The organism is Frankia sp. BMG5.60 (assembly GCF_059428125.1).
Genome location: NZ_CM182091.1, coordinates 2,937,993 through 2,957,449, shown reverse-complemented (window position 1 = coordinate 2,957,449; position 19,457 = coordinate 2,937,993). Strand labels below are relative to the sequence as shown.

The window sequence follows — 19,457 nt, the reverse complement described above, 5'->3', positions numbered from 1 at the left end:
CAACCGGGTTCCGGGGATGTTTCGCTGATAGACATAGCTGACCGCGATCGGATGCCGTGCGACGTACGGTCGGGGCGGGGCTGACGGTAGGCGTCCATGCGCTCCGTGGCGTCCCCGGGCCGCCCGCGGCTCGTGCCCGGTACCGGCCGGCGCCCGCGCCCCGGCCCGTGCACGGCCGGATCCGTCGGAACCTGCTGACCTGGAGGTCCACCGCGAGCCCCGAACCATCCTCAGCCGAGACGCCCCGCCTCGCCGGCGAGCCGTCTCGCTCCGCGCATCCCGCTGCCGATCCGCCCCGACCGGGCGAATCGGAGCTTCCGCACCAGAGCCGCCGCCCCGCCGCAACGATGGACGAGTCCCCGGCGCGGACAGACGAGTCCCCGGCGGCGAGCGAGATCGCGCCGGCGAGCCAGAGCCCCGGGGCGAGCGAGTCCCCGGTGGCGAGCGAGAGGCCGGCCCGAGCGGACGGCCCACAGCGTGACCAGCCGGATCGCTGGCTGCGCCGGCTTGGGCGGCAGGTCATGGTCTACCGCCGCAACGTCATCCTCGCGTTCGGTGCGGCGCTGCTCGGCACGCTCGTCACCGCCGCCGTCCCGCTGGTCGAGCGGCAGGTCATCGACAACGTCGTCGTCACCCACCGGCACTCGCTGACCCCGTACCTGATCGTCCTGCTGGCCGCGGGTGTGGCCATTTTCGCCACCGCGTTCGTTCGGCGGTATGTGGGCGGCCGGCTGTCGCTCGACGTCCAGTACGACCTGCGTGACGAGGTCTTCAGCACCATCGAGCGGCTCGACGGGGCCCGGCAGGACCAGGTCCAGACCGGGCAGGTGGTCAGCCGGGCGATCTCGGACGTCGGCGCCATCCAGGGGCTGCTGTCGTACCTGCCGATGGTCGTCGGCAACCTGGTGCTGTTCATCGCCTCCCTGGTCGCGATGGCGTGGCTGTCGCCGCTGCTGACCCTCATCGCCCTCGCCATGGGGCCGGCGCTGTTCCTGCTCGGCCTCCGGGCACGCAGGACCGTGTTCCCCGCCACCTGGGCGGCCCAGCAGCAGGCCGGGGAGGTCGCGGGGGCCGTCGAGGAGGCGGTCGCGGGCGTGCGGGTGGTGAAGGGCTTCGGGCAGGAAGATCGGGAGCTCGGGCGGCTCGCCGGGCACGCCCGGACGCTGTTTGCGCTGCGGATGCGGGCCGTGAAGATCACCAGCCGGTTCGGCGCGGCGATGCAGGCAGTGCCCGCGCTCGGGCAGGTCGCGGTGCTGGCGCTCGGCGGCTGGCTGGCGCTCACCGACCGGATCACCCTCGGTACCTTCCTCGCCTTCAGCACCTACCTCGGGGCGCTCATCGGCCCGACCCGCACCCTCGCCGGCCTGCTCACCGTCGGCCAGCAGGCCAAGGCCAGCACGGTGCGCATCTTCGAGATCATCGACTCCCATCCGGAGATCACTGACGCGCCGGACGCCACCGTCCTCGACACCGCTCGCGGGCTGATCGAGCTGGACGGGGTGACCTTCGGCTACCTGCCGTCGCGGCCGGTGCTGCGTGACATCAGCCTGCGCATCTCCCCGGGCGAGACGGTGGCCCTCGTCGGCACCTCCGGCTCCGGCAAGTCGACGATCTCCCAGCTCCTGCCCCGCTTCTACGATCCGCAGGGCGGCACGGTCCGCCTCGACGGCCACGACGTCCGCACGCTGACGCTGGCCTCGCTGCGTGACCAGATCGGGGTGGTGTTCGAGGACAGCTTCCTGTTCTCCGACACGGTCCGGGCGAACATCTCCTACGGCCGGCCCGACGCCACCGACGACCAGATCGTCGAGGCGGCCCGGGCCTCGCAGGCCGACGGCTTCATCCGCGACCTGCCGAACGGCTACGACACCGTCGTCGGCGAGCAGGGCCTGACCCTCTCCGGTGGCCAGCGCCAGCGGGTCGCGCTCGCCCGCGCGCTGCTGACCGACCCGCGGGTGCTGCTCCTCGACGACGCCACCTCCGCGATCGACGCCCGGATCGAGGCCGAGATCCACGCCACGCTGCGTGAGGTCATGCGGGGACGCACCACGCTGCTCATCGCGCACCGCCGCTCCACCCTGCGCCTGGCCGACCGGATCGCCGTGCTCGACGCCGGCCGCATCGTCGACGTCGGCACCGAGGACGACCTGGCCGCTCGCAGCCCCCTGTTCCGCCGCCTGCTCGCCGGCCCCGGCGACACCCTCGCCGAGGACATCGAGGACGCCGAGGACATCGAGAACATCGAGGACGCCGAGGACATCGAGAACATCGAGGACGCCGAGGACATCGAGGACATCAAGCCCGGCCAGAAGGAGCAGCTCGTCCCGCCGCCCGGCTCGGTGGTGACAGGAGCGGGGGGCAGGCCACCGTCCGGCCGGGCGTTCGGCGCGGCGCGGTCGGGGCCTCCGTCCGGCGCCGTGCCGTCGGACTCGGGGCTCGGAGCGGTGCCGTCGGGGCGTGGGTTCGGTTCCGTCCCGGGGGGACGGGGGTTCGGCGGGGGACGATCGGGACGGGTGCTCAGCGGCGGCGGGGCCTTCGGGGACGTGCCGGCGACGCCGGAGCTGCTCGCCCGGGTCGACGCCCTGCCGCCGGCCCGCGACGACCCGCGGGTCGACCAGGCCAGCGCCGCGGCGCCCGACCCGGACTTCACGCTGCGCCGACTGCTGTCCTGGGTACGCGTCCCGCTCGTGGTGGGGCTGCTGCTGGTCGCCCTCGACGCCGTCGCCGGCCTCGCCGTGCCGGCGCTGGTCCGCCACGCGGTCGACGCGGGCGTGAGCGCGCATGCGCGGGATGTGCTGTTCGCCACCGCGGGCGTCGCGCTCGCCGTCACCCTCGCCGACTGGCTCGTCCAGATCTGGCAGACCCGGGTCACCGGACGGATGGGCGAGCGGCTGCTCTACGTGCTGCGGGTCAAGACGTTCGCCCAGTTGCAGCGGCTCGGGCTCGACTACTACGAGCGCGAGCTCGCCGGGCGGATCATGACCCGGATGACGACCGACGTCGACGCCCTGTCGACGTTCCTTCAGACCGGCCTGGTCACCGCGATCGTCAGCCTGCTGTCCTTCTTCGGCGTGCTGATCGCGCTGCTGCTGCTCGACGCCCAGCTCGCCCTCGTGGTCATCGCCGTGCTACCGGTGCTGATCGCGGTGACGGTGGTGTTCCGGCGCCGCTCCTCGGCCGCCTACACCGAGTCCCGGGAGCGGGTCAGCGCGGTCAACGCCTCCCTGCAGGAGAACCTGACGGGGCTGCGCGTCGCGCAGGCGTTCGGGCGCGAGCAGGTCAACCAGGAGCGGTTCCGCGGGCTCGCCGACTCCTACCGCAGCTCGCGGATGCGGGCACAACGGATGATCGCGCTCTACTTCCCCTTCGTGGAGTTCCTCTCCCGTATCGCGGGCGCCCTCGTGCTGGGCATCGGCGCGCATCTCGCCGTGCACGGATCGCTCTCGGCGGGTGCGCTGCTGGCTTTCCTGCTGTACGTCAACCTGTTCTTCTCGCCGGTGCAGCAGCTTTCCCAGGTGTTCGACGGCTACCAGCAGGCGATGGTCGGCCTGCGCCGGCTGTCCGACCTGCTGCGCACCCCGACGTCGACGCCACCGGCCGAGCACCCCCGCCCGGTCGGCCGTCTGTCCGGCGAGGTGGTACTGGACGACGTGCACTTCGCCTACACCATCGCCGGTGGCGCGGCGGCCGCCGATACACACCGCGTGGCGGGGAACGCCGTCGACGGGGTGAGCCTGCGCATCGCTCCCGGCGAGACCGTCGCGTTCGTCGGTGAGACCGGCGCCGGCAAGTCCACGGTGGTCAAGCTCATCGCCCGGTACTACGACGTCACCGGCGGGGCGATCCGGATCGACGGCGTCGACCTGCGCGAGTTCGACCTGTCGGCCTACCGCCGCCGGCTCGGCGTCGTCCCGCAGGAGCCGTTCGTGTTCTCCGGCACGATCCGTGACGCCATCGCCTACGCCCGGCCCGACGCCGCCGACGACGAGGTGCGCGCCGCGGCCCGCGCGGTCGGCGCCGACAGTTTCATCGACACCCTGCCCGACGGCTACGACCATCCCGTCGGGGAGCGGGGCCGCGGCCTGTCCGCCGGGCAGCGCCAGCTCCTGGCGCTCGCCCGCGCCGAGCTCGCCGACCCCGACATCCTGCTGTTCGACGAGGCGACCGCCGCCCTGGACCTCGCCACCGAGGCGGCGGTCACCGCCGCCGCCGAAGCGGTCACCACCCGGCGGACCACGATCGTCATCGCCCACCGGCTCACCACCGCCGCCCGCGCCGACCGGGTGGTGGTGATGGCCGACGGCCGCGTCGCCGAGCAGGGGACGCACGCCGAGCTCGTCCACGCCGGCGGCCCCTACGCCCGCCTGTGGGCGGCCTTCACCGACGTCGATGTACCGCCCGCCGACGCCGCACCGCCCGAGGCTGGGCCGTCAGGGGCCGACCTCCAGGCCGGCGAGGCTCCGGCGGAGTCCGGGATGGCGGACCATTCCGTGATGTCATGATTCGACGCTCCGCCGGTGGGGATGCCCTTGGCAGGGCGGACGGAACGTCCGCCGGTCACCCTGCCGGTCCCGCCGCTGCGGCCGGGACGGCGACGTCCATCGGAGGAGGGGACTCATGACCACGAACGGTCTGGTGGTTGACGTCGCATGGCCGGAGCTGCCCCGCGGCATCGCGGGCCCGGACGAGCTCGCCGATCAGCTCGACGCCAGCCTGCGGGACCGGGCTGGCATCACCTCCGTCGACCAGCACGGTCTCGCCGTGCGGGTCTACCACCCGCAGGAGGTCGAGGCGCTCGCCGCCGACCTGGCCGACCGACTGTCCGTCATCGGCATGTCCGACCGCACCTACCTGTCGTGGCGCGACGACCTGGGCGTGCACCGACGCTCGGTGACCGGCCGACGGATGGCCACGACCGGCCGACGGGTCGCCTGAGCCGCTGGACATCCTGAGTCCTTGAGTCCTGAGTGATCAGTGGCCTCAGGCCCGTCCCGGCCCGGCGCCCGATCGGCTAGGTCCGCCCTGCGCGTCCGCCCTGCGCGCCGGCCACCCGTCGCCCGTCGTCACCGGTGGTGCCGTCGCTGTCGGTGCCGTCCCGGTCGGTGCCGCTCCCGTCGGTGCCGTCGGGCTGGTTGAGGGCTTCACGGGCGATCGCGGTGCCGTAGCGGACCGCGCCGGGGGAGGGCACCGGGCAGGCGGTCATCGGCGGCTGGACCAGCGGGCAGAAGTGGGTGCCGTCCGGGCTGCGCACCGTGACCATCCCGCCGGGGCCGCAGGTCTCCCCGACGGCACAGGGCAGCGTCGTGGAGTAGCGCCCGTCCGCGGTGATCGTCCGGCCGGCGGGGGCGACGCGGGTGTGCTGGTGGGTCGCGGCGATCTGCCGCCACACCCGGTCCAGCGGGGTGAGTCCGGCGGCGTCGACCGGCTGGTCGCGCCGGGGCGGGGCGTCGACGAGAACGACCTCGGCGCCCCGACCGGTCAGCAGTTCGACCGCCCGCGTGACGTCCTCCCGGTAGGCGGTCACCAGGTCCCGCCCCTGCATGCACGCCGTGCCCTGGTTACCGGAGAAGGCCAGCGCGGCCACGGTCGGCCGCCAGCGTCGGGCCTGGTCGCGGATGTCGGTCAGCCAGTCGCAGGCGGCGGTGCCGCCCCAGGTACGCACCAGGACCTGGCTGTGACCGTCGGCGCGCACCGTCCGGCTGAACGACGCACCCGCCTCCCAGGCCAACGAGTCGCCCCACATCGCCACCCGCGGATGGTCGTGCGAGGTGCGGTTGACGGCCACCGCTCCCGCCACGAGCACGACCGCGACGACGAACAACCAGCCGATCGGGCCCAGCCGTCCGATCCGCACGCTGCGCCCTTCCTCGACGCGCCCCACCCGCGGCGCCCTCCCGACATCGCCCGCCCGCCCCGACGCCAACCCCCGCCGGGCGGGCAGGCGCGCAACCCATGCCGGTCGGGCATCGACCGGCATCCCTCCATGGTGCCTACCGGTCGGCGCGGTCGAGGCACTACCCGCGTATCTACTGACCCGTTGGGTGTGCCCTGGGTGGCACGTGGGTGGCGTGCGCCGCGGCCGGGCCCTGGGAGACGCGGGTGGCCGTCACCACTCGCCCGCGGCGCGCAGCCGGTGCGGCCGGCCGTCGGGGTCGTAGAGCACCTGGTAGAGCGGGGCGGACCAGGCTCGGCTCAACCGGCTCAGCCGGGCCGGGCTGTGCGGCCGGACCCGACCCGGCGGCCGGTCCCCGACCCGCCCGCCGGCATGCCAGGCGGCCAGGTCCTCGGCGCGGGCGCGGAACGCCGCGAAGCCGGACTCCGGGGCGAGCAGCTCGTCGTCCGGGCCCTCCCAGTCCAGATGCTCGCGCCACAGCCGCAGCCGCAGGTCCCGAGCGAACACCCGGGCGCCGTCGCCCAACCCCGCCGGATCGCGCGGCTCGCGCGGATCCAGCGTGTCGTCGATCGTCGCGACGGCCAGCTCGCTGTCGTGCGTCCACGACCGGCGGTTGAGATTGTCCGACCCCACCGACGCCCACACGTCGTCGACCGTCACCGCCTTGGCATGCACGTACACGGGGGTGCCGGCATGGTTCTCGACGTCGTACACCCCGACCCGGTCGCCACCGGCCGCCCGGCACAGCTCCAGCGCCTGCTCCCGGCCGACCAGGTTCGGCGGCAGCGAGAACCGCCCGCCCTGGGTGGGATGGCGCGGCACCACGATGATCAGATGCAGCTCCGGGGAGCGGCGCAGCGCGTCGGCGAACAGCCGGGCGACCTCGGCGGACCACATGTACTGGTCCTCCAGGTAGATCAGCCGGCGGGCGCGGCGGAGCACCTTCTGGTAGGCGCGGGCGATCGAGCGTTCGCCCGCGCGGGCGAACGGGTACGCCGGGTGCAGCTTGCGGGGGTAGGTCCGCAGGATCTGGACGTTGTGCGGGCCGGCCGCCGGCGGATCGGGCTGCTGGTCCGGCAGCTCGTCGGTCCGGGTGGCCACCGGGCGGATCCGGTAGAACAGCCGCCGCAGCGGGTTCGGGCTGTCCAGGCTCGCCGGGTCGTCCCACCGCTCGCGGAAGGTGTGCTCCAGGTCGCCGACGGCCGGACCGCGCACCTCCACCTGGATGTCGTGCCAGGGCGGGGCGTCGCCGTACGGGGCGGCCATCGGCTGGCTCTGCGGGTCGCCCGCGTGGGCCGCGTCGTCGCGCCGGTTGTAGCACAGGTCGATCCCGCCGGCGAAGGCAACGCCGGCCGCCGGATCACCGGCGGGACGCGCGACCACCAGCTTCTGGTGGTGGGAGCCGCCGCGGCGCACCCGCTGATCCAGCACGACCCGCGCCCCGGAGCTGGTGAGCTGCTCGGCGAGCAGCCGGTTCGGTTTCGAGCTGAACGACAGCAGCTCCAGGTGGGACCGCCACATCAGGCCGCGGACCGCCACCCCGCGCCGGGCCGCCCGGCCCAGCACCTCGCCGACCTCCGAGCCGGCGCCGTCCAGGCGCTGGTCGAGGTCCCCGCGCCAGTCGGTGAACAGCAGCAGGTCGCCGTCGCCGAGTCCCTCGACGGTCTCCAGCAGGCGGGTGAAGTAGTCCCGGCCGTGCACGAGCGGCACGACGAGGTTGCCGGTGGTCCACGGCCGGCCGTCGGGATGGCGCCGGTCGAGGTCGGTACTCGGGTTCGCGCGCTCCTCGGTGGTCAGGAACCACACGGCGAGCACCGCCGTGCCGTCCGGCCTGACGGTGGCCGTCCCATCGTCGGGCTCGCGGGCGGGCGGGGCAGCCGGCGTCGGCTGCGGCGGCAGGGTCCGCGGCGCCGGCGGGGCGGCCGAGACCGGTAACACGCCCGGCGCCATGGCCCTCCCGTCGCTTTCCGCTGTCACGTCGCCCGCCACCCCGTCACTCGCCACCCCGTCACTCGCCACCCCGTCGCCCGCCACCAGGTCGCCCGCCACCACGTCGTTCGCCCCCACCGCGGACGCATCTCCCGCCTGTGCCATGGATCCGTTCACCGATCCTTCCCCCGGGATGCAACCACCATTCCCGGCGAGTCATCCGATTCCTCGTCAACCGGGTGCGGCCGTCCGCCGCGTCCTGCTCGCCGCCGTCCGTCGTCAGATCCGCGCGCCCTTGGAGCGGTTACACCGCCGGCACAGGAGCTGCAGATTGTTGACGCTGGACGCGCCGCCGCGGCTGAACGGGATCACGTGGTCGAACTCCAGGTGTTCGCCGCCCCCGCACTCGACGCACACCCCGCCGTCGCGCCGCCACACCTCCGCCTTCACCGCCTGCGGGATCGCCCGGCTCGCCCGGCTGCCCGGCGCGATGACCTGCCGCCGGGCGACTCGCAGGATCCCGGCCAGCACCGCGGCGACGTACTGCGGGTCGTCCACGAGGTAGCTGCCCGAGCCGCGGGTCGTGGTGGCGGAGATGTCGACGCACCCGCCCCGCGCCTCCACCTCGACGATCTTCGACAGGCCGAGCTCGGCGCCCCGCCCGGTCTCACCGAGGAAGCGCAGCTTGCGGTTGGTGGCGAGCAGCCGACCCGGGGCGTGGCGGGGGCCGGCCGCGGCCTGCTGGACCAGGGTGGCCGACACGTCGAGGTGCACGATCTCGTCGAGGTCGAGGTGCAGGGAACCCGCGGGCAGCCGGGGCAGCTCGCCGGCGCCGATCCGGGTCAGCTCCAGGCCCCGGGCGAGGCGGTGGCGCAGCGCGTCGAGCTCCGGGCCGGCCAGGTGCAGCCGCGTGGCCGCGGCCTCGATGCGGTCGACCTCGTCCGGCTCGATCACCCCGTCGGCGAACGCGAAAGCCGCCAGCCGTTCCAGGTGTGCCTGCCCGACCGCCTGGACGATCTCCCAGCCCGCCGACTCCGGAATCCGCTGGTAGCGCAGGTCGGCCCACAGCGGTTCGAGGTCGGCGCCGGTCGGGTCGTCCCGCGTCAGCGACGACACCACGCGGGCGCGCCAGTCCCACAGGTACGCCCGGATCGCCTGCGCACACTCCTCGCAGGCCGGCGGCCCGCCGAGCAGTCGCCACCGCTTGCGTGCGCCGCACCGTCCGCAGCTCGAGTCCGACTCCGTGAGGATCGGCGTGGGCGGACCCTGCCAGCGGTCCCCGTCCCACCAGCGCATGTGGTCCCGGCGCACCGGATCGGGGTACCAGTCCGCCCGTATCCGCCGCGCCGGACGTGGTGAGCGGCTCCGCGGCACCTCCGCCTGCGCCGCGGCCTCGTCCCCGGCGCCCACCTCGTCCCCGGCGCCGGCCTCGTCCCCGGCGCCGGCCTCGTCCTCGCCGGCCGAGATGGTGTCCGCGTCCACCTCGGGCAGGACCAGGGTGGGCTCCGCACCGGTCGGCTCGTCGTCGGTGGGGTCGTGCTCGCGGACGTTGATGCCGAAGCCGCGGGCCAGGCCGGCGAGGCCGCTGTCCCAGCCCTGGGCGATGGCGCGGAACCGCCAGCCGCCCGCCCGGCGGTAGAGCTCCCCGAGCACCAGCGCGGTGACCGGCCCGTCGGCTTCCGCGACGAACCGGGCCACCGGCCGGCCCGCCCGGTCGGTCAGCTCGACGGCGAGGTCGGCCAGGTCGGCGAACGTTCCCGCGTCGAGGGACCCGGCGATCACGATCCTGCTCACCGCCGGCTCCACCCGGGGCAGCGTCACCACGAGACCGGCCGTCCCAGGGCCCGCGGCGGTCAGGGCGACCGCGCCCGAGGGGTGGCTCGGCGCGTTGAAGAACACGAAGTCGCCGTCGGAGCGAACCCGCTCCTCCTCGGTGACGAGGACGGCGCAGACGTCCACCACCCGGCCCGGCGCCCAGCCGACCGCGACGCGCAGCACCCCGGCGGGAACGGGTGCGTTGGCGCCCTTCTGCAGGGTCGGGGCCAGGGTCATGAGGCCTTCCGCGGGTTGGTGGCGGCGACGGCCGCCCGCCACCGGCGGCTGCCGTCGACACGTCTGCGTGGAAGGAATGTATGCCGATCGGCCCGCACGGCGGTCGGTCCTGACATATCGGGCCGCTGGCCGGGTCGCGCTGGGGGAGCGGCGGCACGTGTGGCAGAGTTTGGCCTCATGACGCGGTCCGTCACGACGCGCGGGTCCATCGTGGGACGCCGCGCCGCCCGCACGGCGGTGGCGCTGAGTGCCACGGCAGGCCTCACCTACGGCCTGCCCTCGCTGGCGACCCTGCGCCGGCTGCGGCTGCGGGTCACCCCGGCGCTCGCCGGGGTCGGCGCCGGCGACCACGTCGCGCTCACCTTCGACGACGGGCCCGATCCTGTCTCGACCCCGCAGTTCCTCGACGTGCTCGCCGAGCTCGACGTCCGCTCGACGTTCTTCGTCCTCGGCAGCCTGCTGGAGCGCTCGCCGAGTCTGGCCCGGGAGATGGTCGCCGCCGGTCACGAGCTCGCCGTGCACGGCTGGGACCACCGCCCGATGCTGCTGCGCGGCCCGCGGTCGACCCGCGACCAGCTCGTGCGCACCCGCGATCTGGTCGCCGAGGTCACCGGGCGCACCCCGCGCTTCGTCCGGCCGCCGCACGGCATCCTCTCCACCGGACTGCTCGTCGCCGCCCGCGACCTGGAACTGACGCCGGTGCTGTGGTCGGCGTGGGGCCGGGACTGGACGGCCGAGGCGACCCCGCGCAGCGTCCTGGACACCCTCGCGCCCGACCTGCGCGGCGGGGCCACCGTGCTGCTGCACGACTGCGACTGCACGTCGGCGCCCGGCGCCTGGCGCAGCGCGCTCGGCGCCCTGCCGGAGATCGCCGCCCGCTGCGACGACGCCGGCCTGCGCCTCGGCCCCCTCGCCGAGCACGGCCTGCGGGGCCGCTGACCCGCCAGCCCGCTACTGGCTGCTACCAGGTGCGGACGATGTCGCGTCCGGCCCCGGCGTCCGGCCAGAACGACGGGGCCGCCCCGGCGAGCAGCTCACGGACCGACCGGCCGAGCGCGCCCAACGCGGCGAAGGCGAGCGCGCCACCGGTCGAGATCCGCGCGGCGCCGAGCTCGGCCAGCTCCGCCACGCCCGGCCCGCCCGGCATCAGCAGGACGTTGACCGGGCGCTCCAGCTCCGCCAACAGGCTGCGGATGGCCGCCGCGCTGCGCAGCCCCGGGGCGTAGAGGACGTCCGCGCCGGCCTGCTGGTAGCGCTGCAACCGGTCGATCGTGTCGGCGAGGTCGTCCCGGCCGTGCAGGTGGTTCTCGGCGCGGGCGGTGAGCACGAGCCGCCCGGCCGCCGCCTCGACCGCGGCGGCGATCCGCTCGGTGGCCAGGCCGACCTCGTGGATCGAGCCCTGCGGGTCGCCGGTGAAGTCCTCGATCGAGCACCCGGCGAGCCCCGCATCCACCGCGGCCCGCACCGTCGCCGCGACGTCGGCCGGCTCGGCGCCGTAGCCGTTCTCCAGGTCGGCGGAGACCGGTACCTCCACGGCGGCGACGAGCGCGGCGGCGTGCCCGAGCGCCTCGTCGCGGGTCACCGACCGGTCGGGCCGGCCGAGCGTGCCGGCGAACCCGCTGCTCGTCGTCCCGACCGCCAGGCAGCCGACCTCGGCGAGCGCCCGCGCCGTCCCCGCGTCCCAGGCGTTCGGCATGATCAGCGGCGCCCCGGGCCGGTGCAGCTCCCGGAACCGTTTGGTCCGCGCAGCCGCAGCCGCAGCCGCAGCCGCAGCCGCAGCCGCAGCCGCAGCCGCGGCCGTCACGGCGCCGCCACCGCTCGCACCGCGGCCCGCCCTCGGGCGGACCGGACGGTGCGGAATCCCTGCCAGGTAAAGCTCATCACAGGGTGCAGCGTAGGACACCGAGACTCGTGCGGAGGACCGTCCGCCCCAGGGGGCCGCGTCGACGCTGCCCCTCAGACCTCGGGGTAGAGGGAGTAGCTGGGGAAGTTGCCGACGAGGCGCTCGTTGGGGTCGGGCCCGACGGTGACGGCCCGGGCGAGGTGGGCGCCGCCGACGAACGCGCCCTTCCAGGACGCGCCGCGCCCGCCGAACGGCTCGTCGCGGTCGCCGCGCGAACGCGGCTTGTTGACGCCGACCTTGAACGCCTGCAGCTCCCCGGCGAGCCGGTGGGCGTACGACTCGTCGTCGCAGGCCAGGGAGGCGACCAGCGCGCCGTTGGAGGCGTTCATGGCCGCCAGCAGCTCGGCCTCGGAGTCGACGACGATGATCGTGTCGACCGGCCCGAACGGCTCGGCGTGGTGCAGCGCGCTGGAGGCGGGCGGGTGCAGGATCGCCACCGGCGGGACGTAGGCGGAGGTGTCCTGCCCGGGGATGAACCGGCCGTCGGCGATGTCGCCGCGGTAGAGCGGCACGCCGCCCTTCGTGATCGCCTCGTCGACCTTCGCGGCGAGTTCCGAGGCCTTGTCGGCGGTGATGACCGGACCGTAGTCCAGCTCGGGCAGCGGGTCGTCGTCGGCGGCGACGGCCAGCGGATGGCCGAACCGGACGCCGGAGACCACCGGTAGGTACATCGCGAGGAAGCGGTCGAACAACTGGCGCTGGACGACGTAGCGCGGGTAGGCGGTGCAGCGCTGCTTGCCGTACTCGAAGCCCTTCTTCAGATGGGCGGCGAGGGTGTCCCACTGGGAGAAGTCCCAGATGCCCCAGGCGTTGAGCCCCTCCTGCTCGAGGAAGTGGCGCTTGCCGGTGTCGACGAGGGCGGCGGCGACCTGCCCGCCGGCGGAGCGGCCGCCGACGAACGCCAGGCAGCCGATCTCCGGGGCGCGCACCAGCGCCGAGGACAGCCGCGAACCCGACCCGCTCACCAGCGAGACCGGCAGGCCCTCCCGGCGGGCCAGGGCGCTGGCCAGGGTCAGGCAAGCGGCGCCGCCGTCGGTGGGGGTCTTCGCGATCGTGCCGTTGCCGGCGAGCATCTGGACCAGCATGGCGTGCATGAGCACGCTCATCGGGTAGTTCCAGCTCGCGATGTTGCTGACCGGGCCCGGCAGCGGGCCGCGGCCGGCGATCATGCCGTCGATCTCGTCGAGGTACCAGCGGACGCCGTCGAGGGCGCGGTCGACGTCGGTGAGGGCGAGGCGCCAGGGCTTGCCGATCTCCCAGACGAGCAGCAGCGCGAGCAGCTCGCGGTGGGCGTCCATCGCGTCGACCGCGGCGCGGACGCGGGCCTTGCGCTCAGCCAGCGCTACGTCGCGCCACTCCTTGTGGTCGTCGAGGGCGGCCCTGATCGCCTCGTGCGCCTCGTCCTGTCCCAGCATGGGCGGCCCGGCGATCGGCGAGCCGTCGACGGGGGAGTGGCTGTGCAGGGGATTGCCGGTGCGGCGCCACTCGCCGCCCCACAGGTTGCGCAGGCGGTCGGAGTCGAACGCCTCCGGGGCGATCTCGTGGCATCGGGCGAACGCGTCGGACCAGGTCGTGCCCGGCTTGATGTGGAGTCGCGGCTGGGGGGTGCTGGTGGTCGCGGCCATACACATGAGATTGACGGTCAACCGCCGGATGCGCCACCAGACGAGTGCCATATATCGCACATCCGATAATTCGATCGAGCGCAGATATCGAGGCTGACCGATTGACGCACGGTTAATTGACTCGACAAGCGCTCATTAGGCGACCGGACGCGGATCGTCCGATTTGGCGTGACCCCGAGCCCGCATCCGGCCGTGGCATCCGGTCGGGCGCCAACGCCCCTGACCGGCCGAAACCGCTGCCGTTCCGGTGCCGAAGCCGGCGATCCGGGTGGGCGGAGACCGTCCACCGCGTACTATTTCCGGCATGTCGGATGCGTTAATGGGGGGAGACGCAGGCGTCACTCGGGCGCTGTCACGACCTCTGGTGTGTACTTCATCACGTAGAGTGGAAGGGTGTCCGAACCATCTTTCGTTCGCGTCCGCGTCGTCGCCCGGACGATTCGATCCTGATTCCCGGATGTGTGATGACGGCCAGTGTCATGCCGCCGTCGGCCGCTGAAGCCGACTCCGTCGAGGACTCCGCACCGATCCGGGTCCTCGTTGTAGACGATCATGAGCTTTTTCTGCAGGGCCTGCAGACGGTCCTGGAGATCGAGGAGGACATCAGCGTCGTCGGTCGTGCCGGCGACGGTCAGGAGGCGCTGACCCTGGCCTCCGGCACGTCGCCGGACATCGTGCTGATGGACGTGCGCATGCCCGGCCGGGACGGGATCGCCGCGGCCGGGGCGATCAAGCGCGCGGTGCCGCGCACCCGGATCGTGATGCTCACCGTGTCGGACGAGGAGTCCGACCTGTTCGAGGCAATCAAGGCGGGTGCCGTCGGGTACCTGCTCAAGTCGATCCCGCCGCACGAGGTGGCCGACGCCGTCCGCGCCGTGCACAACGGGCAGAGCCTGATCAGCCCGTCGATGGCGTCGAAGCTGATGGTCGAGTTCGCCACGATGGCCCGCGGCACCGAGGACCGCCCCCGCGTGAACGCCCCGCACCTGACCGCCCGCGAACTCGAGGTGCTCAAGCTCGTCGCGGAGGGCCGCGCGAACCGCGAGATCGCCCGCAAGCTGTTCATCAGCGAGAACACGGTCAAGAACCACGTGCGCAACATCCTGGACAAGCTTCAACTGCACTCGCGGATGGAGGCCGTGATGTACGCGGTGCGCCAGGGCCTGTTCGACATCGAGTGACGCCCGGCTCCGGGAGCAGCACATGTTGACCCGCAAATAGATCAACATGTGCTCTGACCTGGGGTGGGTGACGGGACTTGAACCCGCGACCACCGGGACCACAACCCGGTGCTCTACCAGCTGAGCTACACCCACCATGACCAATGACCACGCCTGGCGCGACCGATCGGGACGCGCCGGCAATCCCTTACCGGTGCGGGTCCCGAGTGTGCCGCCTGGGGCGTCTCACCGAGCGAAGCCATCGTACCGGTCGAGGTCGCCTCGTGGGCAGGGGGGTCGTCGGTGATGTGAGCGTCACGTTGCGTTCGCGCGGTCCGGGGCGGTCGACGGGGTGCCCTCCACCGCGGCGCCGCCGGGCGGGGCGGTCGGCGCGGCCGGGGTGGGGGTGCCGGTGGGGAGCGCGGCGAGGATGGCGTCGGTCTGGGCACGGACCTCGGCCGCGATCGTCCGTGCCTGCTCGGTGCCGGGGCCGGGCGGCGGTACGAACAGCGCCTGCCGGTAGTAGCGCAGCTCCTCGATGCTCTCCTGGATGTCGGCCAGGGCCCGGTGGCCGCCACGCTTGACCGGCGCCGCGTAGTACGTCCGCACGTACCAACGCCGGGCCAGCTCCTTGATCGACGAGACGTCGATCATGCGGTAGTGGAGATGGGCGTCCAGCGCCGGCATGTGGCGGGCGAGGAAGGTGCGGTCGGTGGCGATCGAGTTGCCGCACAGCGGCGCCTTGCGCACCTCCGGCACGCGGGCGCGGACATAGTCGAGGACCTGCGCCTGCGCGTCCGCCACGGTCAGCGTGGAGGCGCGGACGGCGGCGGTCAGGCCAGAGCTCTGGTGCATCTCGCGCACGACGGGCACCATCGCCTCGAGGGCCTCGTCCGGCGCCGAGATGACCAGGTCGATGCCCTCGTCGAGGATATTTAGCTCACTGTCCGTAACCAGGCAGGCTACTTCCAGTAGCAGATCCGACGCGGCATCCAGGCCCGTCATCTCGCAGTCGATCCACACCAGACGATCCATCCCGTTGACACTAGGGTCTGCGGCTCGCAACGTCACGCGCACCCCCGGGAGGTGGACGGCGTAGTCGGGCAAACGGTGGCGGATGTCAGCCGGTCATGCCCGCGTCGTTACTCACGGTAAACGTTATGGAGATGTGATCGTTGGCCACCTGGGTCGGGATGGCGGTCAGGGTGTACTCCCCATCCGGGACCTCGGTGGTCTTCCAGCCGCCGATGTGGGGGCTGAACACGTAGGGCGGCTGGCTCGTATCCAGCCGGAACGGGGCGATGGGCCCGTTGAGCACGAATTCCAGCGGGCCGCTGTAACGGGTCGACACCACCCGGATGGCCCGGAAGCCGGAGATCCGCTCACCCGGGCGGATGCCGGTGAAGGCGAGCGGCGTGGTCGCCGGCTGCGACGGGGCCACGGTGACGAGCCGATCGGCGCCGGTGACGGTGACGGCCGAGTGCCGCTGTGGCTGGTTCTTGTCGTACCCGAAGACCAGGATCGGCATGAGTATCAGCGCAGCGAAGAACAGCGCCAAGCCGATCCAACCTCGCCTGAGGGCGTCCACGTCGTCCGGGTCCCTCCGCCACGCCGGCCCATCGGGGAGATCCGATCACTCTAATGGGCCGGTTCGCGGTGCTGACCGGCGCCCTCGTCTCGGACCGGCAGCGGGCGGGCGCCGTCAGCGGGTGCGCCGCCGACGGCCGGGGGGCCTGCTTGGCGGGCGGGCCGGGCCGCGGTTGTCGCGCGGTCGTTGGCGCACCCCTTGTCGACTGAGCCCCAGGATGCGCTGCTGTGCGATGCGCTCCTGCCGAAGACAGCGGCCACTATCCACGCCCCGACCGTAGTCGTGTTCGGGGTCCTGCGCGCCCGGCGTCACATGGTGTTTACCTCGCCCACGGCGTGTCGCTTGCAAGCCGTATGCGGTCTTGTCCGGCCACGCCGGTCTCGCCCGCGCGATCCGCCCAGCTCACGGCAGGCGGCCGCCCGCCGTCCGGCCGGTGTTCGGGGACACCGGCCGGACCACGGGAGGGCCAGGGCGTGATCAGGCGGCCAGGGCCGTGGGAGAGTGCCCGGCGTGCCCCGGCGACCGGTCGCCGGGGTCGGCGTCGAACGCGGGCTCCAGCGCCAGGTCCAGCACCTCCCGGACGTCGGTCACCAGGTGGACGGTGAGCGCGTCACGCACCGGGGCAGGCACGTCGTCGAGGTCCGGCCCGTTGCGCTGGGGCAGCAGCACGGTGGTCAGGCCGGCCCGGTGCGCGGCGAGCAGCTTCTGCTTCACCCCGCCGATCGGCAGCACCCGCCCGGTCAGTGACACCTCGCCGGTCATGGCCACGTCCGCCCGGACCGGCCGGCCGGACAGCAGCGACGCGAGCGCCGTCGTCATCGTCACCCCGGCGCTGGGCCCGTCCTTCGGCACGGCGCCCGCGGGGACGTGCACGTGGACGCCGCGGTCGGCGAGGTCGCCGACGGGCAGCTCCAGCTCCACCCCGTGCGAGCGCAGGTAGGACAGGGCGATCTGCGCCGACTCCTTCATCACGTCGCCGAGCTGGCCGGTCAGCGTGATGCCGGCGCCGCCGGTCTCCGCGTCGGCCAGGGAGGCCTCGACGAACAGCACGTCGCCGCCGGCGCCGGTGACCGCCAGGCCCGTCGCGACCCCGGGCAGGGCCGTGCGCTCCGCCGACTCCGGCGTGTGGCGAGGGCGGCCGAGGTAGCCGGTCAGATCCCCGGCGTCGATCGCGACCGGCAGGGCGGCCTTGCCGAGCGCCACCCGGGCGACGACCTTGCGCAGCAGCCGGGCGATCGAGCGCTCCAGGTCGCGCACCCCGGCCTCGCGGGTGTACTCCCCGGCCAGCGCGTGCAGGGCGTCGTCGCCGACGGTCACGTCGCCCTCGGCGAGCCCCGCCCGGTCGAGCTGGCGGCGCAGCAGGTGATCGCGGGCGATGACGACCTTCTCGTCCTCGGTGTATCCGTCGAGGCGGATGAGCTCCATCCGGTCCAGCAGCGGCGCCGGGATGGCCTCCAGGACGTTCGCCGTGGCCAGGAACAGCACGTCGGACAGGTCCAGCTCCACCTCGAGGTAGTGGTCGCGGAACGTGTGGTTCTGCTCGGGGTCGAGCACCTCCAGCAGCGCCGCCGTCGGGTCGCCCCGGTAGTCCGCGCCGAGCTTGTCGACCTCGTCCAGCAGCACCACCGGGTTCATCGAGCCGGCCTCGCGGATCGCCCGCACGATGCGGCCGGGCAGCGCCCCGACGTAGGTGCGCCGGTGGCCGCGGATCTCGGCCTCGTCGCGCACGCCGCCGAGCGCCACCCGGACGAACGAGCGGCCCATGGCCCGCGCGATCGACTCGCCGAGCGACGTCTTGCCGACCCCGGGCGGGCCGGCCAGCGCCAGCACCGCGCCGCCGCGCCGGCCGCCGACGACCCCGAGTCCGGCGTCCGCGCGCCGCCGGCGCACCGCGAGGTGCTCGATGATGCGGTCCTTGACGTCGTCGAGACCGGAGTGGTCGGCGTCGAGCACGGCACGGGCCGCGGTGATGTCGTAGGAGTCCTCGGCGCGAACGTTCCAGGGCAGGTCGAGGACGGTGTCGAGCCAGGTGCGGATCCAGCCGCCCTCGGGCGAGGACTCGGCCGTGCGCTCCAGCTTGTCGACCTCCTTGACCGCCGCCGCCCGCACCTTCTCGGGCAGGTCCGCGGCTTCGACCCGAGCCCGGTAGGCGGCCGGCTCCGAGCCGCTCGCTCCGTCGGCGCCACCGTCCGGGCCGTCCAGCTCGGCCAGCTCCTTGCGGACGGCCTCGAGCTGGCGGCGCAGCAGGAACTCGCGCTGCTGGCGATCCATGCCCTCCTGGACGTCGCGGCGGATCGTCTCGGCGACGTCCAGCTCGGCCAGGTGCTCCTTCGTCCAGGCCAACAGCCGCTCCAGGCGGGTGCCGACCGCCGGCGTGCCGAGCAGCTCGATCTTCTGCGCCGTGGTCAGGTAGGCGGCGTAGCCGGCCGTGTCGGCGAGCGTGGCGGGATCGCTGATCGCCGACACCGAGTCGACGACCTGCCAGGCACCGCGCTGGCGCAGCAGGTCCGTGACCAGCGCCCGGTACTCCTTGGCGAGCTTCTCCACCCGGGCGGCCTCGTCGGCCGGGGAGCCGGCGCGGGGGCCGGCCGGATCGTCGAGCGCGCCGAACGGAGCGGCCGCGTCGTCGTCGTCGTCGACGACGACCGCGTCCACCCACTGCACGCCCGCGCCGCTTCCGGCCTCGGCACCATCGCCGGACGCCTCGGCACCATCGCCGGACGTGGCGCCGGACGTGGCGCCGCCGGTGCCGCGGCCGGCCGGGGCCGGCCGCTCGCCGCCGACGTGTGCTCGCGCCGTGCCGCGCACGACGGCCGCGGAACCGCCGCGCGGCAGCCGGCCGACCTGCTCGATCACTCCGACCACGGCGACCTCGGCGAGTTCGCCGTCGACGCGGGGGACGAGCAGCACCTCGGCGGGCCGGCCGGCGGCGCGGCTGGAGATCCCCGGCGCACGGGCGTCGGGGGAGCCGCTGGACCCGCCCGCACGGGCGGCGTCCACGGCGGCTCGGGTCTGCTCGTCGGACATGTCGAGGGACACGACCATGCCGGGGAGAACAACGGCGTCGTCGAGCGGCAGGACGGGCAACACCCGGATCTGTGGCATGTGGTCCACCCTCACGTGAGGAAGTTGAGTCACCTGCACTGAAGTCATCTCAGCCTACAGTTGTTCCCGAGGTTGCTCGCCGAGAGCGAACATCCGCGGCGGGAAGGACTGCGGCGAGGCCGTGGTTGTGGGAGTCAGGTAGTTGCGTGTACAACTGTTGAGGACGTCGGGACGGGCCCGCTCAGGCCGGCCCGCCGGCGGC

Annotated in this window: 12 protein-coding genes and 1 tRNA gene; 4 read left to right on the top strand and 9 right to left on the bottom strand. The window is 73.7% G+C overall.

What is annotated here, in order from left to right; translation table 11 throughout:
• The first annotated feature begins 521 nt into the window (after positions 1–521).
• The gene (locus AC5R91_RS11825) at positions 522–4,502 is read left to right on the top strand and encodes an ABC transporter ATP-binding protein (RefSeq protein WP_495397949.1); all 3,981 of its coding nucleotides are present in this window, start codon (positions 522–524) and stop codon (positions 4,500–4,502) included.
• 115 nt (positions 4,503–4,617) lie between these two features.
• Complete coding sequence (locus AC5R91_RS11820) at positions 4,618–4,935, top strand: hypothetical protein (RefSeq protein ID WP_041938981.1); 318 nt, start codon at positions 4,618–4,620, stop codon at positions 4,933–4,935.
• Positions 4,936–5,011: 76 nt separating this feature from the next.
• On the opposite strand, the gene AC5R91_RS11815 is transcribed toward AC5R91_RS11820, so the two are convergent.
• From AC5R91_RS11815 to AC5R91_RS11805, 3 genes are all read right to left on the bottom strand, one after another.
• The gene (locus tag AC5R91_RS11815; RefSeq protein ID WP_495397199.1) at positions 5,012–5,854 is read right to left on the bottom strand and encodes a DUF459 domain-containing protein; all 843 of its coding nucleotides are present in this window, start codon (positions 5,852–5,854) and stop codon (positions 5,012–5,014) included.
• Positions 5,855–6,106: 252 nt separating this feature from the next.
• Positions 6,107–7,987, bottom strand: a complete 1,881-nt coding sequence (locus AC5R91_RS11810; protein WP_495397198.1) for a phospholipase D family protein — start codon at positions 7,985–7,987, stop codon at positions 6,107–6,109.
• A gap of 114 nt (positions 7,988–8,101) precedes the next feature.
• On the bottom strand, positions 8,102–9,874 hold the full coding sequence (locus AC5R91_RS11805) for a TerD family protein (RefSeq protein ID WP_495397197.1): 1,773 nt from the start codon (positions 9,872–9,874) through the stop codon (positions 8,102–8,104).
• A gap of 177 nt (positions 9,875–10,051) precedes the next feature.
• Here AC5R91_RS11805 and AC5R91_RS11800 point away from each other — a divergent pair, with 177 nt between their 5' ends.
• Positions 10,052–10,813, top strand: coding sequence for a polysaccharide deacetylase family protein (locus AC5R91_RS11800; RefSeq protein ID WP_495397196.1), 762 nt, complete (start codon positions 10,052–10,054; stop codon positions 10,811–10,813).
• 22 nt (positions 10,814–10,835) lie between these two features.
• On the opposite strand, the gene AC5R91_RS11795 is transcribed toward AC5R91_RS11800, so the two are convergent.
• Positions 10,836–11,678, bottom strand: coding sequence for an isocitrate lyase/PEP mutase family protein (locus AC5R91_RS11795; protein ID WP_495397195.1), 843 nt, complete (start codon positions 11,676–11,678; stop codon positions 10,836–10,838).
• A 152-nt stretch (positions 11,679–11,830) separates the two neighbouring features.
• On the bottom strand, positions 11,831–13,402 hold the full coding sequence (locus AC5R91_RS11790) for an aldehyde dehydrogenase family protein (RefSeq protein ID WP_495397948.1): 1,572 nt from the start codon (positions 13,400–13,402) through the stop codon (positions 11,831–11,833).
• A 464-nt stretch (positions 13,403–13,866) separates the two neighbouring features.
• On the opposite strand from AC5R91_RS11790, the gene AC5R91_RS11785 reads away from it, so the two are divergent.
• On the top strand, positions 13,867–14,583 hold the full coding sequence (locus AC5R91_RS11785) for a response regulator (protein WP_495397194.1): 717 nt from the start codon (positions 13,867–13,869) through the stop codon (positions 14,581–14,583).
• 59 nt (positions 14,584–14,642) lie between these two features.
• On the opposite strand, the gene AC5R91_RS11780 is transcribed toward AC5R91_RS11785, so the two are convergent.
• The 4 genes from AC5R91_RS11780 to lon all read right to left on the bottom strand — a co-directional run bounded on the left by AC5R91_RS11780 (position 14,643) and on the right by lon (position 19,255).
• Positions 14,643–14,718: transfer RNA gene (locus AC5R91_RS11780), tRNA-His, on the bottom strand.
• A gap of 159 nt (positions 14,719–14,877) precedes the next feature.
• Positions 14,878–15,567 carry an oligoribonuclease gene (orn, locus tag AC5R91_RS11775; RefSeq protein WP_495397193.1) on the bottom strand — a complete coding sequence of 230 codons (690 nt, stop codon included), beginning with the start codon at positions 15,565–15,567 and terminating at the stop codon, positions 14,878–14,880.
• Positions 15,568–15,682: 115 nt separating this feature from the next.
• Complete coding sequence (locus AC5R91_RS11770; protein ID WP_495397192.1) at positions 15,683–16,150, bottom strand: hypothetical protein; 468 nt, start codon at positions 16,148–16,150, stop codon at positions 15,683–15,685.
• Between the two features lie 477 nt (positions 16,151–16,627).
• On the bottom strand, positions 16,628–19,255 hold the full coding sequence (lon, locus tag AC5R91_RS11765; protein WP_495397191.1) for an endopeptidase La: 2,628 nt from the start codon (positions 19,253–19,255) through the stop codon (positions 16,628–16,630).
• Positions 19,256–19,457 lie beyond the last annotated feature (202 nt).